We start from the raw sequence: 21,343 nt of genomic DNA, 5'->3' as shown, positions 1-21,343 counted from the left end.
TCCGACCGCGCACCACCGGCCGACGGTCCGTCATCCACCCCCCCGGCGGCGCTCAGGCCGGGCGCAGCCAGAGGGTGGCCAGCGGCGGGATGATCAGTTCGGCGCTGCGCGACTGCCCGTTCCACTCCACCGGCTCGGCCTTGATCAGCGCGGGGTTGGCCACCCCGCTGCCGCCGAAGCGCTCGGCGTCGGTGTTCAGCGCCTCGGTCCAGAGCTGCTCGGCGCCGCCCAGGGTGGGCAGGCCGACCCGGTGGCCGTGGCGCACCACCGGGGAGAAGTTGCAGACCGCCACCAGCGGCGGGCCCTGGAGCGGGTGGCGCACGAAGGAGAGCAGGTTGTCCTCGGCGGCACCGGCGTCCAGCCAGCGGAAGCCGTCGGGGCTGGTGTCCTGCTCCCAGAGCGCGGGGGCGGCCCGGTAGACCCGGTTGAGCTCGCCGACCAGCCGCTGCACGCCCAGGTGCTCCTGGGCGGCCGGCCAGCCCTCGTCGAGCACCCACCACTGCGGGCCCTGTTCGTGGTCCCACTCCGCGCCCTGGGCGAACTCCTGTCCCATGAAGAGCAGTTGCTTGCCGGGGTGGGCCCACATGAAGCCCAGGTAGGCGCGGTGGTTGGCGCGCTGCTGCCACCAGTCGCCGGGCATCTTGGCGACCAGCGCGCCCTTGCCGTGCACGACCTCGTCGTGCGAGATCGGCAGCACGTAGTTCTCGGAGTAGGCGTAGACCATCGAGAAGGTGAGCTCGTTGTGGTGGTACTTGCGGTGGACGGGCTCCTTGCTGATGTAGACCAGCGAGTCGTGCATCCAGCCCATGTTCCACTTCAGGCCGAAGCCCAGGCCGCCGGTGTCGGTGGGGCGGGTGACGCCGTCCCAGGCGGTGGACTCCTCGGCGATGGTGACCACGCCGGGGCAGCGGCGGTAGACGGTGGCGTTCATCTCCTGCAGGAAGGCGACCGCGTCCAGGTTCTCCCGGCCGCCGTACTGGTTGGGCGTCCACTGCCCGTCCTGGCGGGAGTAGTCGAGGTAGAGCATGGAGGCGACCGCGTCCACCCGCAGGCCGTCGATGTGGAACTCCTCGCACCAGTAGACCGCGTTGGCGACCAGGAAGTTGCGCACCTCGGTGCGGCCGTAGTCGAACTCCAGGGTGCCCCAGTCGGGGTGCTCGGCGCGGCGCGGGTCGGCGGGCTCGTAGAGCGGCGCGCCGTCGAAGCGGGCCAGCGCGAAGTCGTCCTTGGGGAAGTGCGCCGGCACCCAGTCGACGATGACGCCGATGCCGGCCTGGTGCAGCGCGTCGATCAGGAACTTGAAGTCGTCCGGGGTGCCCAGCCGGGCGGTGGGCGCGTAGAACCCGGAGACCTGGTAGCCCCAGGAGCCGCCGAACGGGTGCTCCATCACCGGCAGGAACTCCACGTGCGTGAAGTTCAGCTCCCGCAGGTAGGCCGGCAGCTCCACCGCCAGCTGACGGTAACTCAGACCCGGTCGCCAGGAGGCCAGGTGCAGCTCGTAGACCGACATCGGGGACCGGTGGTGGTGGCTGAGGGCACGCCGCTCCAGCCACTGCGCGTCACCCCAGGTGTAGTCGGAGACGTGCACCACGGAGGCGGTCTCCGGCGGGCACTGGGCGGCCCGGGCCAGCGGGTCGGCCTTCTGCAGCAGCCGCCCGTCCCGGGTACGGATCTCGTACTTGTAGCGCGCACCGACCCCGAGTCCGGGCACGAAGAGCTCCCAGACCCCGCTGGCGCCCAGCGAGCGCATCGGGAACCCGGTGCCGTCCCAGTGGTTGAAGTCGCCCGCCAGCCGCACCCCGACCGCGTTCGGCGCCCACACCGCGAAGGCGGTGCCGGCCACCCCGTCCACCGTGCGCGGGTGCGAGCCGAGCGCCTGCCAGAGCTGCTCGTGCCGCCCCTCGCGGATCAGGTGCAGGTCCAATTCACCCAGCGTGGGCGCGAAGCGGTAGCCGTCCTCCTGGGCGAGCGGCTCGCCGCCCGGGTAGCGGACCTTGAGCCGGTAGGCCGGGATGGCCGAGCCGGGCAGCAGGCCGGTGAAGAGGCCGGCCTGCTGGTGGGTCAGCTCGGCGGGACCGTAGGCGGTCTCGATGGTGACCCGTTCGGCCAGCGGGCGCAGCACCCGGATCGCGGTGCCGCCGGTGGTGGGATGCGCGCCGAGCAGCGCGTGCGGGTCGTGGTGGGCGCCGCCGACCAGCCGGTCGATCTCGGCCGGCGGCAGCGGCGCCTCCGCCAGCCGGAGCGCCGGGGCGTCCACCGGACTGGTGATCGGGCTGGGGGGTTGCGGTGCGATGACGGGATCGGCAGTGGCCGGGGTCTCGGGCCCGGGCGCGTCGTGCCCGGGCGCCGCCGCGCGGGGCCGCGGCCCGCCGCCCGGCAGGAAGGTGGCGGGCACGGTCGGGTTGGTGCGGTCGAGCGGGGCCACTGCGGGGTTCCTCCTGGCGAGTAAGGGTCAGTGATCCGGGCGCTGGTGCGGTGTCATGAAGCCGTGGCGAGGCGGTGGATGGCGGTGAGCGGGATCGGCAGCCAGCCGGGCCGGTGCCGGGCCTCGTAGACCACCTCGTACACCGCCTTGTCGATCTCCAGCGCCCGCAGCAGCTCCGGGCAGCTCGCCGGATCGGTGCCGCCGGCCGCCGTGTAGCCGGCGCAGTAGGCGGTGCGGTTGCGGGCCGCCCAGCTCGCGGCCAGGTGGGCCAGTTGGGGGTCCGGTTCGGCGCCGGCCAGCAGGTGGGCCGCCGCGTAGTCGAAGGAGCGCAGCATCGCCGCCACGTCGCGCAGGGCCGGCTGCGGCACCCGCCGCTCGGCCACCGACTTGGCCGGTTCCCCCTCGAAGTCCAGCAGCACCCAGCCGTGCGGGGTCCGCATCGCCTGCCCCAGGTGCAGGTCGCCGTGGATCCGCTGGACGGTCAGCCCGGTCAGGTGGTCGGCCGTCAGCTGCTGGAAGGCGGTGTGCAGCGCGGGCCGGTAGCGGCGCAGCGCCGGGACGGCGGCGGCGGCCACGTCCAGGCGCTCGGTCATCGCGGTGGCCAGCCGCCCGATCTGCTCGCGGTCCAGTCTGGCCACCGGCAGCGCGCGGGCCAGCACCCGGTGCACCTCGGCGGTGGCCCGTCCCAGCCGGTGCGCCTCCACCGCGAAGTTGCCGGGGCTGGGGTCGCCCTTGAGCCGGGCCACCTGGTCCAGGGCCAGCTCCCAGCCGTCCTCCGCATCCGGCAGGAAGCGCTGCAGCAGACCCAGGGTGGCCGGTTCGGCGCCCGTCAGCCGGCTCTCGAACCAGGCGGCCACCCGGGGGATCCGGGTGCTGCCGGCCCGCGAGAGGGCGAGCGAGAGCTCCAGGTCGGGGTTGGTGCCCGGGCTGATCCGGCGGAACAGCTTGAGGATGAAGGAGGTGCCGTAGATGACCGAGGTGTTGCTCTGCTCGGCGGTGCCGGCCCGGCCGAGCAGGTCGCTGGGCAGGCCGGGACCAGGGGTGCGGCGGAAGGAGAGCGGGCCGAACCGGTCGGCGGTGGCCAGGTGGCCGAGCAGCCGCCCGGTCAGCTCGGGGTCGTGCACCGCGTCGTAGAGGGTGGCGCCGTCGTAGGGGCCGTGGGTGAGGCTGCCGAGCACCGCCTCCGGGAGCAGCCCGGACGGCGCCTCGGTGCGCAGGCCCAGGAGCAACTGGTAGAGGTCGGCGCCGGCGCCGTGCTCCACCCGCAGCAGCAGGTGCAGCATGGCCGGGTCGCCGGTCAGCAGCGGGGTCGCGGTGAGCGGGTGCAGCCCGGTGATCGCCTGGCCCTTGCCCGCGTACCAGCGCTGACCGGGGAGCCAGTCGGCGATCAGCGGCAGAGCGGCCTCGACGAGTTCACCGACGGCCAGTGAACCCCCGATCCGCGGTCTGCCGCTGTTCCCGCCCTGACTGTGCCCGGTGGTGCTCCGCACCGCGCCGGCGGCGCCGTGCGGAGCACCTGGACCGCCCGGACCGCGTGGCGCGGTACCCGCGTCGCGGTGGGCGTGGGCTTGAGAACGGGAGATTTCCGACATGACTCCCTTTCCCCGGAAGCGGGCTGACGGCCCGACGGGTCTGGCCGGGCCCGCCAGTCTTCCGGATTTCGGCGGCGCTGCTGCGGCGGCACGCGAGGGACACTCGGGTGACACGCCTGAGGGTGGGTACGCGTTGGGCTGTTCTCCGTACGTACGTGGCGCGTGGCTCGCCGAGGGGCGCGAGGCTGGTCCCGCGCCCCCGTGCGGGCGGACGGAGCTGGTGGATCGTTACTGCGCGCCGGGCCTGCGCAACTGGAACCAGTAGAAGCCGTGCCCCGCCAGGGTGAGCAGGTACGGCCACTCGCCGATCGACGGGAACCGCACCCCGCCGATCAGCTCGACCGGGTAGCGCCCGCCGTACTGCCGCAGGTCCAGCTCGGTGGGCTGGGGGAAGCGGGAGAAGTTGTTCACACACATGACCAGGTCGCCCTCGTACTCGCGCACGAAGGCCAGCACGGCCGGATTGCTGGACGGGAGTTCGGTGTAACTGCCGAGCCCGAACGCCGGGTTGAGCTTGCGGATCTCGATCATCCGCCGCGTCCAGTGCAGCAGCGAGGAGGAACTGCTCTGCTGCGCTTCGACGTTGGTCACCTGGTATCCGTACACCGGATCCATGATGGGCGGCAGACTGAGCCTGCCCGGGTCGGCGGAGGAGAAACCCGCGTTGCGGTCGGGGGTCCACTGCATCGGGGTGCGCACCCCGTCGCGATCCCCCAGCCAGATGTTGTCGCCCATGCCGATCTCGTCGCCGTAGTAGAGCACCGGCGAGCCGGGCAGCGAGAGCAGCAGGGCGGTGAAGAGCTCGATCTGGTTGCGGTCGTTCTCCAGCAGCGGGGCGAGCCGGCGGCGGATGCCCACGTTGGCCCGCATCCGCGGGTCCTTCGCGTACTCCGCGTACATGTAGTCGCGCTCCTCGTCGGTGACCATCTCCAGGGTCAGCTCGTCGTGGTTGCGCAGGAAGATGCCCCACTGGCAGCCGGAGGGGATGGTCGGCGTCTTGGCGAGGATCTCCGAGACCGGGTAGCGCGACTCGCGGCGCACCGCCATGAAGATCCGCGGCATCACCGGGAAGTGGAAGGCCATGTGGCACTCGTCGCCGCCGGAGGTGAAGTCGCCGAAGTAGTCGACCACGTCCTCGGGCCACTGGTTGGCCTCGGCGAGCAGCACGGTGTCCGGGTAGTCGGCGTCGATCTCCTTGCGGACCCGCTGGAGGAACTCGTGGGTCTCGGGGAGGTTCTCGCAGTTGGTGCCCTCGCGCGCGAACAGGTACGGCACCGCGTCCAGCCGGAAGCCGTCGATGCCCAGGTCCAGCCAGAACCGCAGGCCCGCGACCATCTCCTCCTGGACCCTGGGGTTGTCGTAGTTCAGGTCCGGCTGGTGGGAGAAGAACCGGTGCCAGAAGTACTGCTTGCGCACCGGGTCGTAGGTCCAGTTGGAGCTCTCGGTGTCGACGAAGATGATCCGGGCGTCCGGGTACTGCTTGTCGTCGTCCGCCCACATGTAGAAGTCGCCGTACGGCCCCTCGGGGTCGTTGCGGGAGGCCTGGAACCACGGGTGCTGGTCGCTGGTGTGGTTCATCACGAAGTCGATGATCACCCGCATGCCGCGCTTGTGGGCGGCGTCCACGAACTCGACGAAGTCGGCCAGATCGCCGAACTCGGGCAGCACCGACTTGTAGTCGGCCACGTCGTACCCGCCGTCGCGCAGCGGGGAGGCGAAGAACGGTGGCAGCCAGAGGCAGTCGACGCCGAGCCACTGGAGGTAGTCGAGCTTCGCGGTGAGCCCCTTGAGGTCACCCACACCGTCGCCGTTGCTGTCCTGGAAGGACCGCACCAGCACCTCGTAGAAGACCGCACGCCTGAACCACTCGGGGTCCAGGTCCTTCTTCTCGGTGTCCGCGAAGGTGTCGTGGACGGGCTCGTTCACAATCACAGGGAGGTCCTCCGAACCGTGAGGAGGTGGGCCGGCGCCGTTGAGGGTTCGAGCCGGACGTAGTTGTCGCGGTGCCAGGTGTAGCGCTCGCCGCGCAGCTCGTCGTCGACGATGAGCTGCTCGTCACTCGGGAGGGTGACGGTGGCTTCCTGCGGGTGGTGCGGGTCCAGGTTGACCACGACGATCACCTGGTCCGTGCCGGTCCGCTTGGTGTAGGCGATGACCTGCTCGTTGTCGGTGGGCAGGAAGGTGAGGTTGCGCAGCTCCCGCAGGGCGGGGTGCTCGCGGCGCAGCCGGTTGAGGGTGGTGAGCAGGGGCGCCAGGGTGTCGGTGCGGCTCCAGTCGCGCGGGCGCAGCTGGTACTTCTCGCTGTCCAGGTACTCCTCGGTGTCCGGGCCGGCCGGCGCGGACTCGGCCAGCTCGTAGCCGGCGTAGATGCCGTAGCTGGGCGAGAGGGTGGCGGCCAGCACCGCGCGCAGCGCGAAGGCGGCCGGCCCCTGGTGCTGCAGGTGGCGGGGCAGGATGTCCGGGGTGTTGGCGAAGAAGTTCGGCCGCATGTAGGCGGCCGCCGCGCCGGTGAGCTCGGTCAGGTACTCGGTGAGCTCGTGCTTGCTGTTGCGCCAGGTGAAGTAGGTGTAGGACTGCTGGAAGCCGATCTTCGCCAGCGTGTGCATCATGGCGGGGCGGGTGAAGGCCTCGGCCAGGAAGATCACGTCGGGGTCGGTCCGGTTGATCTCGCCGATCACCTTCTCCCAGAAGTGCACGGGCTTGGTGTGCGGGTTGTCGACGCGGAAGATCCGCACCCCGTGACCCATCCAGTGGCGCAGCAGCCGCAGCGTCTCGATCACCAGGCCCTCGAAGTCCTGGTCGAAGTTGATCGGGTAGATGTCCTGGTACTTCTTCGGCGGGTTCTCGGCGTAGGCGATGGTCCCGTCGATCCGGTGGCTGAACCACTCCGGGTGCTTGTTGACCCAGGGGTGGTCGGGCGAGGCCTGCAGCGCGAAGTCCAGCGCGATCTCCAGGCCCAGCTCGGTGGCGCGCTCGACGAAGGCGTCGAAGTCCTCGATGGTGCCGAGGTCGGGGTGGACCGCGTCGTGGCCGCCCTCCGGCGAGCCGATCGCCCACGGCGAGCCGACGTCGTCCGGGCCCGGGGTCAGGCTGTTGTTCGGGCCCTTGCGGTAGGCCAGGCCGATCGGGTGGATCGGCGGCAGGTAGAGCACGTCGAAGCCCATCGCGGCGATCGCCGGCAGGCGCTTCGCGGCGGTGCGGAAGGTGCCCGAGCGCGGGGGCGTCAGGGTGGCGCCCTCCGAGCGCGGGAAGAACTCGTACCAGGAGCCGTACAGCGCCCGCTCCCGCTCCACCTGGAGCGGCAGCGCGGCCGAGGAGGTGACCAGCTCACGCAGCGGATGGCGGGTCAGCGGGCCCGTCACGGAGGGGGCGAGCGCGGCGGCGAGGCGGGAGAGCGGGGGCAGCACCGGGTCGCGCAGCGCGTCCACGGCCCGGAGCACCTCGGCGCGGCCGTCCTTCTTGGGCACCCCGGCGGCGGCCCGCTCCAGCAGCAGCGCACCCTCCTCCAGGGTCAGTTCGACGTCCTGGCCGGCCGGCAGCTTGACCGCGGCGGTGTGCTGCCAGGTGGCGACCGGGTCGCTCCAGGCCTCCACGCTGTAGCTCCACCGGCCTTCGGCCGTCGGGGTGACGTCGGCGCCCCAGCGGTCGGTGCCGGGCGCCAGCTCGCGCATCGGGAGCAGGGCGCCGCCGCGCCCGCGCGGGTCGCGCAGCACCACGTTGGCGTTGACCGCGTCGTGGCCCTCGCGGAAGACGGTGGCGGTGACCTGGAAGGTTTCGCCGACCACCGCGCGGGCGGGGCGGCGGCCGCCGTCCACCAGCGGGGCGACGTCCAGGACGGGGATCCGGCCGATCATCGGGTCGTTCTCCTTCGCCCGGCGGGTCGCCGCCGTGCTGCGGGGACCGGCCGTGGTGCGGGTTGCCGCTGTGGTGCGGGTGGTCGTGGTGCGGGTGGCAGCGGCGGCGCGCTTGGCCGGCGTCTGCTTCGGGTCGGGTGATTTCGGGTCGGCTGACTTCGGCTCGGGTGACTTCGCCGACGGTGCTTCGGCCGTTCGGGGGGCGCGTGCGGCGCGCGGCTCCGATATGGCCGGAATCGATACCGGCACGGTGACTGGCTCCAACCCCTCGGACACCAGTGCGGACTGATTCCGTGTGTCGCCGTGCATGCCAAACTCCTGCCCGAGATCGGCGGCAGTCCCGCGGGCGGATCGAGCACCGGGGAGTACCGGGAGGACTGCTGGGTGGGGGGACTGACGAGTGACCGGAGCCTGCCCGTGACCACCGTGCCCGGGAGCCTGGCCGGATCCGGTGCCCGTGGCGGTCCGGACCCGCGACGCGGCGCGCGTCCCGGCGCGCGGCCTCGCGGGACGCCCGCAAGGGCGATTCCGACCCACCCCGGGAACGATCAGGGCAGGCGTGAGGACACGCGGTGGCACACCAGGGAGGACACCGGGTGAGCCGGGTGGGCTAATGGTCGGCAGCTGGACGCCAGGGGCCGGCGGTCAGCGGGCTGACGAAGGGTCGGGGAAGGGAACGAAGAGCGGAGGACCGGCCGAGCCGCACGGAAATCGCCACCCATGCCGATCCGCTGCGACAGCGGCCTGTGCCCATCCTCGCACTGTTCGTAGCTCTTACCACTCGGTACGAGGCCAGCGTGGGTGGTGCGGGGGAGCAGACCGGCCATCCGCAGCCACCCGGTCGGGGGTACTCCGCACGCCCGGCGTGCGCTCGCCCCTCAGTGTGCGCCAGGTGCGCCCCCTGTGGCGCGGATTGCGCCCGACGTGATCTCATCTGTCGCCCGAATGGAGCTGTGTTACGAGAGTTGACGACCCATCACCCCGTCGGGGCGGTCTACGCTTCGGGCCGTGAAGGCCATCCGCAGATTCACCGTCCGCACCGTCATGCCCGAGCAGCTCCAGCCGCTGCACGAACTCGCGCTCAACCTGCGCTGGTCGTGGCACCCGGAGACCCGGGAGCTGTTCCGCTCGGTCGATCCCGGGGTCTGGGAGGCCGTCGGCGAGGACCCGGTCCGGCTGCTCGGCGAGGTGCCGGCCGCCCGGCTCGCCGCGCTCGCCACCGACCGCCGCTTCCTGCGGCGGCTGGGCGACCTCACCGACGACCTGCACGACTACCTGAGCGGCCCGCGCTGGTACCAGTCCTACCAGCCGCTCGGCGAACGTCCCGCGGCCATCGCCTACTTCTCGCCGGAGTACGGCATCGCCGCCGCGCTGCCGCAGTACTCGGGCGGCCTGGGCATCCTGGCCGGCGACCACCTCAAGGCCGCCAGCGACCTCGGCGTCCCGCTGATCGGGGTGGGGCTCTTCTACCGGCACGGCTACTTCCGCCAGTCGCTGACCCGCGACGGGTGGCAGCAGGAGCGCTACCCCGTGCTCGACCCCGACGAGCTGGCGGTCTCGCTGCTGCGCGAGCCGGACGGGACCCCCTGCCGGGTCGAGCTGATGCTGCCCGGTGGGCGCACGCTGGCCGCGCAGATCTGGCGGGCGCAGGTGGGGCGGATCCCGTTGCTGCTGCTCGACTCCGACCTGGAGGCGAACGCGGCCACCGAACGCGACGTCACCGACCGGCTCTACGGCGGTGGCAGCGAGCACCGGCTGCTGCAGGAGATGCTGCTCGGCATCGGCGGGGTCCGGGCGGTGCGGGCCTTCTGCCGGCTGACCGGCCACCCCGATCCGGAGGTCTTCCACACCAACGAGGGGCACGCGGGTTTCCTGGGGATCGAGCGGATCCGGGAGCTGGTGGCCTCCGCCGAGCCGGGCGTCGACTTCCCGGCGGCGCTGGAGGCGGTCCGGGCCGGGACCCTCTTCACCACCCACACTCCCGTCCCGGCCGGCATCGACCGCTTCGACCGGGAGCAGGTGGCCCGCCACTTCAGCGGCGACGCGGCGCTGCGCGGCGTGCCGGTCGACCAGGTGCTCGCGCTCGGCGTGGAGGACTGGCCCGGCGGCGACCCCAAGCTCTTCAACATGGCCGCGATGGGTCTGCGCCTGGCGCAGCGCGCCAACGGCGTCAGCACCCTGCACGGCGAGGTCAGCCGCGCGATGTTCGGTGCCCTCTGGCCCGGCTTCGACACCGCCGAGATCCCGATCACCTCGATCACCAACGGCGTGCACGCGCCGACCTGGATCGACCCCGCCGTGGTCCGCCTCGGTGCCGCCGAGATCGGCGCCGACCGGGCCGAGGCCGCGATGGCGGTTGGGGCCGCCGAGCGCTGGAGCGGCGTCGAGCCGATCGGTGACGCCGAGATCTGGGCGGTCCGGCGCGAGCTGCGCGCCCAGCTGGTCGAGGAGGCGCGGCGGCGGTTGCGGGCCTCCTGGCGCCAGCGCGGCGCCGGGAACGCGGAGCTGGGCTGGACCGACGCGGTGCTCGACCCCGACGTGCTGACGATCGGCTTCGCCCGGCGGGTCCCGTCGTACAAGCGGCTCACCCTGATGCTGCGCGACCAGGACCGGCTGCGCTCCCTGCTGCTGCACCCGACCCGTCCGGTGCAGATCGTGGTGGCGGGCAAGGCGCACCCGGCGGACGACGGCGGAAAGCGGCTGATCCAACAGCTGGTGGCCTTCGCCGACGACCCGGCGGTGCGGCACCGGATCGTCTTCCTGCCGGACTACGACATGGCGATGGCCAAGCACCTCTACCCCGGCTGCGACGTCTGGCTGAACAACCCGCTGCGGCCGCTGGAGGCCTGCGGCACCTCCGGGATGAAGGCGGCGCTCAACGGCTGCCTGAACCTCTCGGTGCTCGACGGCTGGTGGGACGAGTGGTACGACGGGCGCAACGGGTGGGCGATCCCGACCGCCGACGGACCCGGCTTCGACGAGGACCAGCGCGACGACATCGAGGCGTCGGCGCTCTACGACCTGATCGAGCACCAGGTCGCCGGCACCTACTACGACCGCGGTGGTGACGGGCTCCCGCACCGCTGGATCGCGATGGTGCGGCACACCCTGGTGACGCTCGGCCCCAAGGTGCTGGCGGGCCGGATGGTCCGCGAGTACGTGGAGCGGCTGTACGCGCCCGCGGCGCTCGCGCAGCGCGGCCTGTCGGGGGACGGGGCGCGCCTGCTCGCGGACTGGAAGGCGCGGGTGCGGGCAGCCTGGCCGGCGGTGCGGGTCGAGCACGTGGAGGCGGCGGCGGAGGCGGCCGAGCTGGGCTCGGCGCTCGGGCTGCGGGTGCAGGTCGCGCTGGGCGGCCTGGAGCCGGAGGACGTCGAGGTGCAGGCGGTCTCGGGCGCGGTCGATGAGCGCGACCTGATCCGGGATGCCGAGACCCAGACCCTCAAGCCGGTCGGCGGCCCCGACCTGAATGGCTGTCAGCGCTACGAGGGCACGCTGGAGTTGGGCCGTACCGGCCCCTTCGGCTACACCGTCCGGGTGCTGCCGAACCACCCGCTGCTGGCCTCGCCGGCCGAGCTGGGCCTGGTCGCCCTGCCGGCGGAGTCGGCCGGGATGGACGCGGGGGTGCTGCGGTAGCCCCGCCCGAGAGCTGGTGCGCAGGAAGTCGGGTGGGTCGACTTCCTGCGCACCATTCGGCCTCGCCCTGAGGGGCCCTGCGAGGTTCAGGCGGGCTCGGCCGAGACCGGCCAGTGGCCGCCGGGGAACTGGCTGGTGTCGACGGCGTTGCCGTGCAGGGCGGCCATCTCCTTGGCCTGGGCGCCGAGCAGCACCACCAGGGCGCTCACCGCGGCGACGATGATCGCCGTGTTCACCCCGGCCTCCTCCAGGATCAGCAGGAAGCCGGCCCAGGAGAAGACCACCGAGCCGAGCGCGGCGATGGCGGTGATGGTCGCCGCGATGAACTTCACCAGCACCAGGGCGATGGCGAGGTAGAACGTCAGGCCGGCGACCGCGCAGAGCTCCAGGGAGGTGGAGGTCCTGTCGCAGATCCCGCCCAGTGCGGTGGCCGCGGCGGCCTGGCGCGGTATCTCCTTGCCGTACGCGTCGGCGGCCGGGCCCTTCCAGTCGTCCGTCGTGCCGAGGATCGCGGGCTGGAGCTCGCCGGTGACGCCGTTGGCGAGGCCGCGCAGGCTCTCCCACTGGAAGCCGTGGATCGCGAGGTAGACCGGGGCGGCGGCGCCCTCCAGGCACTCCTTGATCTTGTTCAGGATCCAGGAGCCGATCTCGCAGAGCCTGCGGCCGAACCAGATGACCTTGTCGGCCAGCCAGTCGGGCACCCACCAATGGTTGGCGGCATCGTTCGCCTTGCCGGGGACGCTGTCGAGCTTGGCGGAGAGGTCGCCCAGGCCCGAGTTGAGCTTGTCGACCGTCGACTGGTACTGCGCCGCGTTGAACGCCATGTCACTCGCTCCGCTTCACTTGCCGCCGGCGGCCTGGACGGCGGCCGTGGTCGTCTTCTCCTGGTGGTCGTAGGTGTCGGCGACCTTGCGCAGGCCGTCCGCCACCCCCTTGAGGTTCTGCTGCCCCTCCTGCGAGCGTCCCTGCACCGCTTGCAGCACCTCGCCGTAGGCGCTGACCAGGAGTTGGAAGACGCCGGCCTGGAAGCGGTCCGTCGCCATCGAGCCGACGGAGGAGGAGACCTTGCCCAGTTGCTCGCTCTGCTGGTCCCAGGTCCCGGCCTCCTGGCGCAGGGTGTTGGTCGTGACCTGGAAGCCGTCGTCGGTCATGGTGCTCGTACCTCCGGTGCGTTCGGGCGGGGGTTCGGGGTCAGGGGTCAGGAGTCCGCGAGTCGGCGCGGGTCGCTCAGCAGCGCGAGCGCCTCGCGGAGCAGGGCGTCCGGGCCGGTGGCGGTCCGGTCCCTGGCGGCCCGCAGCGCGTCGGCCAGGCCGCTGTGCGCCTGGGCGAGTGCTCGGGCCAGCGCCCGGTTCAGCTCGGCCGAGCTCCGTTCGGCGGCCCAACTCTCGTCCAGCTCACAGGCGGTGAGGCCGCCGGGAGAGAGCACCAGGGTCAGCCGGCCGGCCTGGTCCGAGCCGCGGCCCTCGACCGGGGCCGGCGGTGCGGCCGCCTGGTCCAGGCTGTCGAGCACGTCCTCGACCAGTTCCTCCAGCGGGCGCGGCGCCACCTGGCTCAGATCGCCCAGCAGCGCTGTCAGGTCGGCCGGCGGGGCTTCGGCCACTGGTGGTTCGGCCACTGGCCCGCCGCCGTCGGGGAGTTCGCTCGGCACCGCCTGCCAGGCCGCTCGGCCTGCCTCCTCCTGCCAGCCGGCGAGCCGCTGGACCACGGCGCGCTGTCCGGCCTCGACCACGGCGCCGCCGAGTTCGGCCGGCCGCAGCCTCCGTGACCAGTCCGGGCCGACCTCGATCGAGAGCGGCAGGTCGTCCGGCCCGATCAGGACGGTCACCGTCTTGCTGCGGTCGGTGCCCTCGGCGCGCCGCGGCAGGGCCTCCTGGGTGGCGGCGAGCGCGGAACGGAGCCCGGCCAGATGGGTGTTCAGGTGCTGCAGGTCGCGCAGGATGTCGTCCAACTGAGTGCCCCCTGGTTTGGTGCGGGCCGCTGGTCCGGTCAGGAACGGTCGACGGCCGCGCCGAGTCGGCCGCACATCAGCGCCATCGGGACGACCCCGTCGAGCAGCAGCAGGAAGCCGGCCGCGGAGAAGGCCGAGTCGCCCAGCCAGAGGCTCAACCCGGCCGTGCCCGTCGCGCCGGTGCCGATCGCGAGCAGCGCGGCGGTGCCCATCCGCACCGCTCCAGGGGCGATCGGGCGCCAGAGGGCGACGGCCACGGCCGCTGCCGTGAGCACTGCCGAGCCGAGCACCACGGCGGTCACCCAGCCGGCCGGCGCGTCGGCGTGGCCGTGCCACATCAGCGGGCTGAGCAGCAGGGCGCCTTCGGCCATCACGCCGAGCAGGACCACTGTGCCCCGTGACGCGCGTCGCGTGCGGCGGACCGGACTCATCGCGCACGATCCCCCTGGCGTTCAACTGATGTTCATTGATACTTCTCCGCGGGCTGCGGGATGGCAGCAACCTAGTGGGAGGCGTGAGCAGAGGGAACCCACTTGAGCATCAATTGAGGTGGACACGCGGTCACTGGTTCGAGGACCGCTTGGACCGCCAGGTGATCACGGCCGCGGCCAGGGCGAAGGCGGCGGAGACCGGCAGCAGGTAGGCGGCGGAGCCGGTGGTCGCGAGGAGGGAGGCGCCGATGACGCTGGACAGGAACTGCCCCAGGTAGGCGGTGGAGGCGTTGAGCGAGGTGACCAGGGGCGCGCCGCCCTCGGGCGCGTACCCGATGATGCGGTGCTGCTGCGGGCCGATGACCGAGAAGGACACCACGCCGCTGAGCGCCTGCAGGACGGCCACGAGGACGAAGTCGTGCCTGGCGGCGAGCATCAGCAGGACGATCGCGGCGACCCCGACGGTGGCGGTGATGACGACGAGTCGCGGGTCGCGCCGGTCGGCCAGCGCGCCGGACAGCAGGTTCCCTCCGGTGGCGGCGATGCCGAACACCAGGAGCAGCACGGCGAGTCGGCCCTGGTGGCCGCCGATGGCGGGTGCGAAGACCGCGCCCATGTAGGTGAAGGGGAGGAAGATGGCGACGAAGGCCAGCGCCGTGACGACCAGGACCCGCAGCACGCGCCGGTCGGTGAGCGGTGCCAGGCGCTGGCGCAGCGTGATGTCCTGGTCGAGCCTGATGTCCGGCAGGAGGGCGGCGATGGCCACCGCGACGACGGCGGCCACGGCGGTGACGAACCAGATCGCCGCGCGCCAGCCCCAGGCGCTCCCGATGAAGGTGCCGAGCGGAGCGCCCAGGACGAGCGCGAGCGTCGTGCCGGCGGTGACCATGGCTATCGCGCTGCCGCGTCGCTTCGCGCCGGCCAGGGCCGCGGCCGTCGCGACGGCGTTGGCCGTGAACAGCGCCGCGCCGGACCCCGCGACGACGCGGGAGGCGAGGATCAGGCCGTAGGGCCGGGCCAGCGCGGTGATCACGTTTCCCAGACCGAGCAGGACGAGCGCGGTCACCAGGACGCGCCGCCGGGACCAGGAGCCGGTGACGGTGGCCAGGAGCGGCGACAGGATCGCGTACGCGAGGGTGAAGACGCTCACCAGCTGGCCGGCTTCGGCCATGCTGACATTCAGCGATCCGGTCATCTCGGGGAGCAGTCCGACGATGACGAACCCGTCGGTGCCCACCGCGAAGGCGCCCAGCGTCAGGAGCGCGGTGCGAGCGCGCCAGCCGTGACCGGGGGAAGTGGTGCCGCTGTCGCTCATTCGGGTTCCCGTCTGTGTGCGATGTGCTTGCCTCGCAGACGGTACCGATCGGTACCGAAATGTCAAAGTGATTCAGGGGTAGGGAAGTTGGCGCCGGCTGGGAAATGGTACTGATCGGTGCCGAATGGCGCGGCGGTGCTCTACACTGACCGCATGCCGACTGACGCACGCGAGCGACTCCTGCGGGGCGCGGAAGAGCTCTTCTACGCGGAGGGCATCCAGGCGGTCGGCGTGGAGAGGCTGTTGGCCGTCACGGGAGTCGGGCGCGCCTCCTTCTACCGGCACTTCGCAGGCAAGGACGAGCTGGTGCACGCCGTCCTGAAGCGGCGGGACGCGCACTGGTACGCCTGGCTGGAGCAGGCGGTGGCCGCCCACGGCGGCGGCCCGCTCGCCGTCTTCGACGCTCTCGCGGAGTCCGCCGAGTCCGAGACCTTCCGTGGCTGCGCCTTCATCAACGCCATGGCGGAGGCGGCCGACCCGCGCGGCGAGATCGTCCGCCTGGCCAACGAGCACAAGGGGCGGGTGACGGCCTTCCTCGACCGCCTGATCGAGGCTGCGGGCCACCCTGAACACCGGGCGCTGGCGGAGCAGTTCGTCCTGCTGATGGACGGGGCGACCGTCACCGCCATGCGCAGCCCCGGTGGCGCGGCGGCGCGGCGGGCCCGGGGCATCGCTGAGCGGCTGCTGGCGGGGACGGGCGGGGTGGGCGGCGCGACCTGAACCGGGACACCGAGTCCCGGGCGGGGGCGGACGCGGAGCATTGCGCTTGCCCTGTGCTGGAATTAGTGGATGGGAAGTCGGATGGGCCGACTTCCCATCCACCGTTGTGGGCGGGCGGCGCCGACGGTCAGACGTCGGTCGCCTTTGGCCAGTGACCGCCCGGGAACGCGCCGTTGTCCATCGCGAGGCCGTGCAAGGTCACCATCTGCGTTGCCTGCGGGCCGAGTAGCGCGCCGATCCCCACCAGCGCCGCCAGCATGAGACTGCCCGTGCTCGCCGTTCCCCCGAGGGCGACCAACAGGCCCGGGATGGCGCCGACCACGGTCGTATCCGCGGCCGCTGCGGCCACTTGGATGCCGATGAACTGAACCAGCAGTAAGGCGATGGTGGCATAGAACGCCAGGCCAGTGCCCGCACACGTGACCAACGCTTGCGAGGTCTTGTCAGCGATGCTCGCCAGACTCGCGGCCGCCGTGGACTGCGGCGCAATCGCCTTGGTGTACGCGGTGGCGGTATCGCCTGTCCAGTCGCCCGTCGAGCCGAGCACCCCGGGAGTGGTCTGGCCTGCCACGGTCGAGGCGAGGCCTCGGATGGTTTGCCACTGATCCGCGTTCTCCCAGAAGAGGAGAGGCGCCCCGACACCCTCCATGACAGCCACAAACTCGTCGAGGAGCCATTTGAACGCCTTGACCACCTCGTCCGCGAGGTGCTTGATCACGTCGCCCGCTCCAGGCGGAAGGAAGAGTGATTCCGACACCGAGTAGGCGTTGCGACGGACGACCGCGACGTTGTTCTGTGCCTTCGGCAGCCCGGAGTTCAGCTTGTCAACGACTGCCTCGTGCTGTGAGGGGCTGAACGCTGCCATGTTGGTCTCCCTGGTAGTGGCTAATGCGTGCGGTAGAGCGCGACGGTCGCCTGGTGTTCCGCGGCGCGGTAGGAGTCCGCGACCTTGAGCAACGCCGCACTGATCTTTGCCATCTCGGCGTGGCCTTCGCGGGCCCGCTCGGCGAGCTGTTGGACGACGGAGTCGTTCGCCGCGGTGATCAGCTGGAAGATTCCGGACTCGACGCGCCCAAGGCTCAGGGCTTCCGCCTCCGCGGCGACCAGAGACAGCTGTCCGCTCTCTTGAGCCCAGAGCTGGGCCTCCGAGCGCAGGGTGCTGTCAGTCACTTCGAAGCCGGAACCGCTGCCGCCACTCATCGTCCGTTCCCTCCTTCGGTTCCGAACTGCTGCCCCTGGGCGGTGAGATGCGCGATCAGCTCGATGGCCAGTGCCCGACTCTTCGCGGGTTCGGACCTAGCCAGGGCGCTCGCCAAGGAGGTCCGTGCGCTGCCGACGGCTTCCTTGAAGGCGGCGGCGATCCGGCTCCCCGATTGCTGTGCTGTCCAGTGCGCGTCCATCTCGCAGGAGCTCAGCCCCTGCTGGGTCAGCACGACGACGATCCGGCCCGAACCGTCCGATCCGCTGCCCTGGGCGACGGCTGAGTCAGGCGCGGCATTACGAGTGGCGGAGCTGAGTATGGTCAGCGCGTCCTCCATGACCTCCGCCAACGGGCGGGGCGGTTCTGCCGCCTCGTGCACAGCCTGCGGATGGTCGGCGCTCCGGGCTTCTGCCCCGGCGCCGTCGGTCGGCTGTCCTTGGTTCAGCGCAGCCAGCCGGGCCGGGACGTTCGCCTGGGCGAAGGCGGTGGCCCAGGCAGCAGCCTGCTGTTCGCCTGCGGCTTGGCACGCTTCTCGCACTGCGGCACTGAGATCGGCCGGTCGGACACGCCGCTGCCAGCCGCTCGTGAGGACGATGGCCTCGGGCAGACCATCCGGCGCCAGGATGGCCTTGACCCCGCCGCTGCGGTCCGTCCCCTCCGCCTGCCGGGACGCCGTCTGTTGGGCATCGGCCAGCAGGTTCTTCATGACGCTCATGTGTGACTGGAGCACTTCCAGTCTCTGGATGATGGACTGCACGCCGTTCTCGTCCCCTCCCCGGCCGATGGCCGCTTCTAGTAGTCCTTTGACGTGTGCGAGGCCCCGATGTGCGAGATGAGAGAGCTCAATGCCAGCAGAGCGATGAGCAATGACACCCGGATCTCGATCCCCGGTCCGCCTGTCGGGAGGATGTCCTGGGCCGTGAGCTCGACGCTCAGTGCGCAGACGGAAGGGGCAAGGAGGATGCTGCCCACCAGCAGGCGGACCATCAGTGGAAGCTTCAGCCTGAGCGCGGGAATGAGCATGGCCAGGGCGACCAGAACGATCGGGGTGACCAGCCACCAGAGCGACGAGAACGGGGGTGCGGCTGTGTGCGGCACCCTCATCGGATGCCCGAGTCGTAGTGCCAGCGCCGCCAGCATGAAGGCGATGGCGAGGCAACCCGAGAGCAGTGCCCCCGATCGGCGTCGCCGGATCACCCGTCGGCCTCGGGCAGGTGAAGCTGCCATGCTGTGCCTGCCTTTCGCGCGAGTTGCCCTGGGGTCCTCCGGCGTTCTGTGCGGACAGCTGATTGGGCTGAACCTGAATCAACCTAGCGTCAGGCAGGGTGACTGTCAGTCTTCTTGAGCATTCTCTGAGCCTGGACTTGGTCAGAGAATCCGGTGGCGCGTCTGGTCCACGACCGCGCCTCGCACGAGGGTCGGTACGCGGGCGGGAATCAGGTCGACCGCGAGAACGATGCCCAAGTTCTCTGCGCGGCCCGAGGCGTGGACCACGCCAGTTCCACACTTGCACCGTTCGGGGGCAGGTCGCCAGAGCAGCACCAACACCGCGATGGCCGGCACCACGGCGGCGCCGGTCACTACGGGCAACGCCCAGCCGGCGGGTGCGTTGGGCCTGCCGTGCTCAGCGCCTGGTGTTGAGAAGGAGCGCCAGGAGGGTGCAGGGGGAGAGGAGCGCTGTAGCGGTGACCGCGTAGGCGGCGGCGCGGGTGTGGCGGGGGGTGCTCACGGGCGTGCGTCGCGGGTGGCGGGGTCGAGGGCGCGGGCGAGTTGGGTGACCTCGGCGGGGGTGAGGGGGCGCAGGTGGAGGAGGAGGGTGCCGAGTTCGGTGAGTTGGAAGCCGTCGCCGAGTTCGGGGAGATCGAGGCCGGCGTTGGTGAGAGCGGTGGTCAACTCGCCGAAGGAGGAGGCGACCTGGCGGCGGATGTCGCTCACGAGGCGGCTCCGGTGGCGGGCGGGCGCTGGAGCCAGCGCTGGTCGACGTCCCACTCGAAGCCGCCACCGGGCGGGCGCAGGTAGACGAGCGAACCGAGGCGACCCATGAAGGCGCCGGTGCGGCGGTTGAGGCTGTCGTGCACCAACTCGCCACGGGTGGTGGGGGCGTAGGGGTTGGCGGGCGGCTTGGCGCCGACCTCGGTGGGGGTCGGGTAGGCCTGGGCGAGACGGCGCAGGGCCTCGGGGCGGCCGCCGCAGTTCGCCGGGCACTCGCACTCGGGGAAGAGGCGGTCGGAGACGGGGTGCGGGGGGACGTGCGGGGGAGGGGTGGGGGTGGTGGGCTGATGGTTTGTCATGGGCTGGACTCCGTGCGTTCGCTGCCTGTCGCGCGGGGGCATGGCAGGGCATGCCGTTGCGACGGCGGGATGTGCCGGTAATTGGTGTCGTAACGGTAGGCCTACGCAGGGTTATTGGGCAAGCGTTGCAGGAGTGAAGGGTTCACGAATGAAGGGATTTCCATGCTCCCGCCCGGTGGTCAGCGGATTTCCTTCTCACAAGCGTGTTTCGCGTGCTGGACCACAGTCCACGAGTCGCGCGTGGAACTCGCCCGTGCGGATACCTGTGAATTCCCGGGGCGTAATGCAAGTCGTCTGAGGTCGGCGAACCGTTCTGCGTGCTGTCGGACCATTTCGGGGGTGTCCACGAAGCCGCTCGCCCCGGGGTGGTCGATCACCAGTGTCGAGAGCGCGCGGGGCGCAGGTGCGGCGATCATGAAGGGTCCGCTGTAGGGCGGTGTGGCCCGGATGTCGAAGGGGAAGATCTGAATCGTGACGCTCGGCATCTCCCACAGGTGCAGGACGTGCTCCAACTGCCGGCGCATGGCTCCCATCCCGGCGAAGGTCATCAGCAGTGCCGACTCGTGGATCACGAAGAAGAATCGTGTGCCGGGGGAATCCGTCAGGATTTTCTGGCGGTCCATCCGGAAGGCGATGGAGCTTTTGACCTGCTCCGGAGCAAGGGAGGTCTCATCGCTCTCGAAGAGGCAGCGGATGTATTCCTCGGTCTGCAGTAGGCCCGGAATGAAGAAGGTCTCGTAGTTGAGGTACTGGGCCAGGCCCGATCCTTCCAGTTCTGCGAGGTCGAGGGCGGGCCCGGGGACGCTGCCTCGGTACGAACTCCACCACCCCTTCCCGTCGCTCGTGCCAAGGCGCGCCAAGGCGTTGAGATACGTCGCGTCCGTGCACCCGTAGAGCGCCGCCAGGTAGTGCAGGCGGGTTTCGTCCAGGCCCGTTCGGGCGGCTTCGATGTGGTTCAGGTGGGGGCCGCGCAGGTTGATGTGGGCGGCTGCGTCCTGGACGGTGAGGCCGGCGGTCAGGCGGAGGCGGCGGAGTTCGACGCCGAAGCGCCGCTGGCGTTCGCTGATGTGGGTGCGCAGCGCCATGGTCGGGTCCCTCCTGCGGTGGGTGGGCGAGTTGCAGGGGTGAAACGGCAGCGTACTCAGCGCGGGGTGATGGAGTTGCTGTCAAGAGCATGCCAAGAGTGCTTGATTTGGTCACAACATGTGATTAGGTTGTTGCCATCCGTTGCCGACGAGCGTGCGTGGGGGCACCATGGCGAGCCTGCGATCCGAGCACTTACCGACCGAAGTACCGCGCCACCGGTGGCGATTACTCGGCTGGGGCCTGGTGGTGGCCCTGGTGGTGGGGGCGGGGGTGACCGGGCTCTGGTGGCGGCCATGGCAGTCGGTCGCGCTGCCGAAGAGTGCCTGCTGGGGGGAGCTGGGGCCGGCGGACTACGGGGCGCTGGCGGGGGACGACGGGGCGGCCAAGGCTGCCGACCGGGGGAGCATCGACGGGCCGGTGGCCACTGGGGTGGTGCTCGCCAACTGCCGGTTGATGTGGAGCGGCGGGCACCGCGCGAACATGCTGACGGTGGCGGTGGGTTCGGCCGACGACAGTGACGGGACGGAGGATCCCCGGCTGCTCGGCAGCACGTTGCAGGCGGTGGACTTCGGGCCGGACGCCAAGGGCTGGATCGCCCGTGGCGCCGGCGGGCCGCTGGCCGTGCAGTTCGCCTGCGGCTACCGGAGCGGTGGCGGCGCCAAGGCCTCGCCCTACCTGCGGATCGTGGTGAGCGGCGACGACCTCGGTGACACGTCGACCGCGCAGGTGCGGTCGGCGTACGCCGGGATCGCGCTGAAGGTGGCCAAGGCCGTGGCGCACCGGTTGCCATGCGGCAACGAACCCCGGCTGCCCGCCCAGCCGGGCTTCGTGCCGCCCGGGTGAGCGG

20 protein-coding genes are annotated in these 21,343 nt (G+C 71.4%); 4 read left to right on the top strand and 16 right to left on the bottom strand.

Translation table 11 applies throughout. The annotated features are described in order from the left end of the window. Positions 1-52: 52 nt before the first annotated feature. The 4 genes from glgB to OG455_RS14400 form a co-directional block, all read right to left on the bottom strand. Positions 53-2,257 carry a 1,4-alpha-glucan branching enzyme gene (gene glgB, locus OG455_RS14415; RefSeq protein WP_266300776.1) on the bottom strand — a complete coding sequence of 735 codons (2,205 nt, stop codon included), beginning with the start codon at positions 2,255-2,257 and terminating at the stop codon, positions 53-55. A 221-nt stretch (positions 2,258-2,478) separates the two neighbouring features. After that, on the bottom strand, positions 2,479-4,017 hold the full coding sequence (locus tag OG455_RS14410; RefSeq protein ID WP_266293709.1) for a maltokinase: 1,539 nt from the start codon (positions 4,015-4,017) through the stop codon (positions 2,479-2,481). Positions 4,018-4,245: 228 nt separating this feature from the next. After that, positions 4,246-5,949, bottom strand: a complete 1,704-nt coding sequence (gene treS, locus OG455_RS14405) for a maltose alpha-D-glucosyltransferase (protein ID WP_266293707.1) — start codon at positions 5,947-5,949, stop codon at positions 4,246-4,248. Then, positions 5,946-7,871 (bottom strand): alpha-1,4-glucan--maltose-1-phosphate maltosyltransferase, encoded by a 1,926-nt coding sequence (locus tag OG455_RS14400; protein ID WP_266293705.1) that lies wholly within the window; start codon positions 7,869-7,871, stop codon positions 5,946-5,948. Before OG455_RS14400 ends, treS begins: the two co-directional genes overlap by 4 nt. A gap of 52 nt (positions 7,872-7,923) precedes the next feature. Here OG455_RS14400 and OG455_RS14395 point away from each other — a divergent pair, with 52 nt between their 5' ends. Next, complete coding sequence (locus OG455_RS14395; protein WP_266293703.1) at positions 7,924-8,160, top strand: hypothetical protein; 237 nt, start codon at positions 7,924-7,926, stop codon at positions 8,158-8,160. Between the two features lie 719 nt (positions 8,161-8,879). Beyond that, a complete protein-coding gene (gene glgP / locus OG455_RS14390; RefSeq protein WP_266293702.1) occupies positions 8,880-11,504 on the top strand; it encodes an alpha-glucan family phosphorylase in 2,625 nt (874 codons plus the stop codon). An 86-nt stretch (positions 11,505-11,590) separates the two neighbouring features. Here glgP and OG455_RS14385 read toward each other — a convergent pair whose 3' ends face one another. The 5 genes from OG455_RS14385 to OG455_RS14365 all read right to left on the bottom strand — a co-directional run bounded on the left by OG455_RS14385 (position 11,591) and on the right by OG455_RS14365 (position 15,198). Then, on the bottom strand, positions 11,591-12,328 hold the full coding sequence (locus tag OG455_RS14385; protein ID WP_266293700.1) for a hypothetical protein: 738 nt from the start codon (positions 12,326-12,328) through the stop codon (positions 11,591-11,593). A 15-nt stretch (positions 12,329-12,343) separates the two neighbouring features. Further along, positions 12,344-12,655, bottom strand: a complete 312-nt coding sequence (locus OG455_RS14380) for a hypothetical protein (protein WP_266293698.1) — start codon at positions 12,653-12,655, stop codon at positions 12,344-12,346. Positions 12,656-12,702: 47 nt separating this feature from the next. Beyond that, entirely contained in the window at positions 12,703-13,452 is a 750-nt protein-coding gene (locus OG455_RS14375; protein WP_266293696.1) for a hypothetical protein, read from the bottom strand. Positions 13,453-13,490: 38 nt separating this feature from the next. After that, on the bottom strand, positions 13,491-13,823 hold the full coding sequence (locus tag OG455_RS14370) for a hypothetical protein (RefSeq protein WP_266293694.1): 333 nt from the start codon (positions 13,821-13,823) through the stop codon (positions 13,491-13,493). Between the two features lie 190 nt (positions 13,824-14,013). Then, complete coding sequence (locus OG455_RS14365) at positions 14,014-15,198, bottom strand: MFS transporter (RefSeq protein ID WP_266293692.1); 1,185 nt, start codon at positions 15,196-15,198, stop codon at positions 14,014-14,016. A gap of 153 nt (positions 15,199-15,351) precedes the next feature. Here OG455_RS14365 and OG455_RS14360 point away from each other — a divergent pair, with 153 nt between their 5' ends. Further along, the gene (locus tag OG455_RS14360; RefSeq protein WP_266293690.1) at positions 15,352-15,918 is read left to right on the top strand and encodes a TetR/AcrR family transcriptional regulator; all 567 of its coding nucleotides are present in this window, start codon (positions 15,352-15,354) and stop codon (positions 15,916-15,918) included. Positions 15,919-16,045: 127 nt separating this feature from the next. Here the strand turns inward: OG455_RS14360 and OG455_RS14355 are convergent, their stop codons facing one another. The 7 genes from OG455_RS14355 to OG455_RS14325 all read right to left on the bottom strand — a co-directional run bounded on the left by OG455_RS14355 (position 16,046) and on the right by OG455_RS14325 (position 20,495). Then, positions 16,046-16,783: a hypothetical protein gene (locus OG455_RS14355; RefSeq protein ID WP_266293688.1), complete on the bottom strand. Its 738-nt coding sequence runs from the start codon at positions 16,781-16,783 to the stop codon at positions 16,046-16,048. 20 nt (positions 16,784-16,803) lie between these two features. After that, complete coding sequence (locus tag OG455_RS14350; protein WP_266293686.1) at positions 16,804-17,118, bottom strand: hypothetical protein; 315 nt, start codon at positions 17,116-17,118, stop codon at positions 16,804-16,806. Continuing rightward, positions 17,115-17,876 carry a hypothetical protein gene (locus OG455_RS14345; protein ID WP_266293684.1) on the bottom strand — a complete coding sequence of 254 codons (762 nt, stop codon included), beginning with the start codon at positions 17,874-17,876 and terminating at the stop codon, positions 17,115-17,117. The genes OG455_RS14350 and OG455_RS14345 overlap by 4 nt, the downstream gene beginning before the upstream one ends. Positions 17,877-17,911: 35 nt before the next feature. Then, positions 17,912-18,259, bottom strand: coding sequence for a hypothetical protein (locus tag OG455_RS14340; RefSeq protein WP_266293682.1), 348 nt, complete (start codon positions 18,257-18,259; stop codon positions 17,912-17,914). Between the two features lie 585 nt (positions 18,260-18,844). Then, complete coding sequence (locus OG455_RS14335; RefSeq protein ID WP_266293680.1) at positions 18,845-19,054, bottom strand: hypothetical protein; 210 nt, start codon at positions 19,052-19,054, stop codon at positions 18,845-18,847. Beyond that, on the bottom strand, positions 19,051-19,410 hold the full coding sequence (locus OG455_RS14330; RefSeq protein WP_266293678.1) for a hypothetical protein: 360 nt from the start codon (positions 19,408-19,410) through the stop codon (positions 19,051-19,053). The genes OG455_RS14335 and OG455_RS14330 overlap by 4 nt, the downstream gene beginning before the upstream one ends. Before the next feature lie 179 nt (positions 19,411-19,589). Next, complete coding sequence (locus OG455_RS14325) at positions 19,590-20,495, bottom strand: helix-turn-helix transcriptional regulator (RefSeq protein WP_266293676.1); 906 nt, start codon at positions 20,493-20,495, stop codon at positions 19,590-19,592. 169 nt (positions 20,496-20,664) lie between these two features. On the opposite strand from OG455_RS14325, the gene OG455_RS14320 reads away from it, so the two are divergent. Next, positions 20,665-21,339, top strand: coding sequence for a hypothetical protein (locus OG455_RS14320; RefSeq protein ID WP_266293674.1), 675 nt, complete (start codon positions 20,665-20,667; stop codon positions 21,337-21,339). The last annotated feature ends 4 nt before the right edge of the window (positions 21,340-21,343 follow it).

Origin of the sequence: Kitasatospora sp. NBC_01287 (assembly GCF_026340565.1) — a bacterium.
Classification (GTDB): domain Bacteria; phylum Actinomycetota; class Actinomycetes; order Streptomycetales; family Streptomycetaceae; genus Kitasatospora.
The sequence above is the reverse complement of the archived record's forward strand: the minus strand, read 5'-3'. Positions and strand labels throughout refer to the sequence as shown.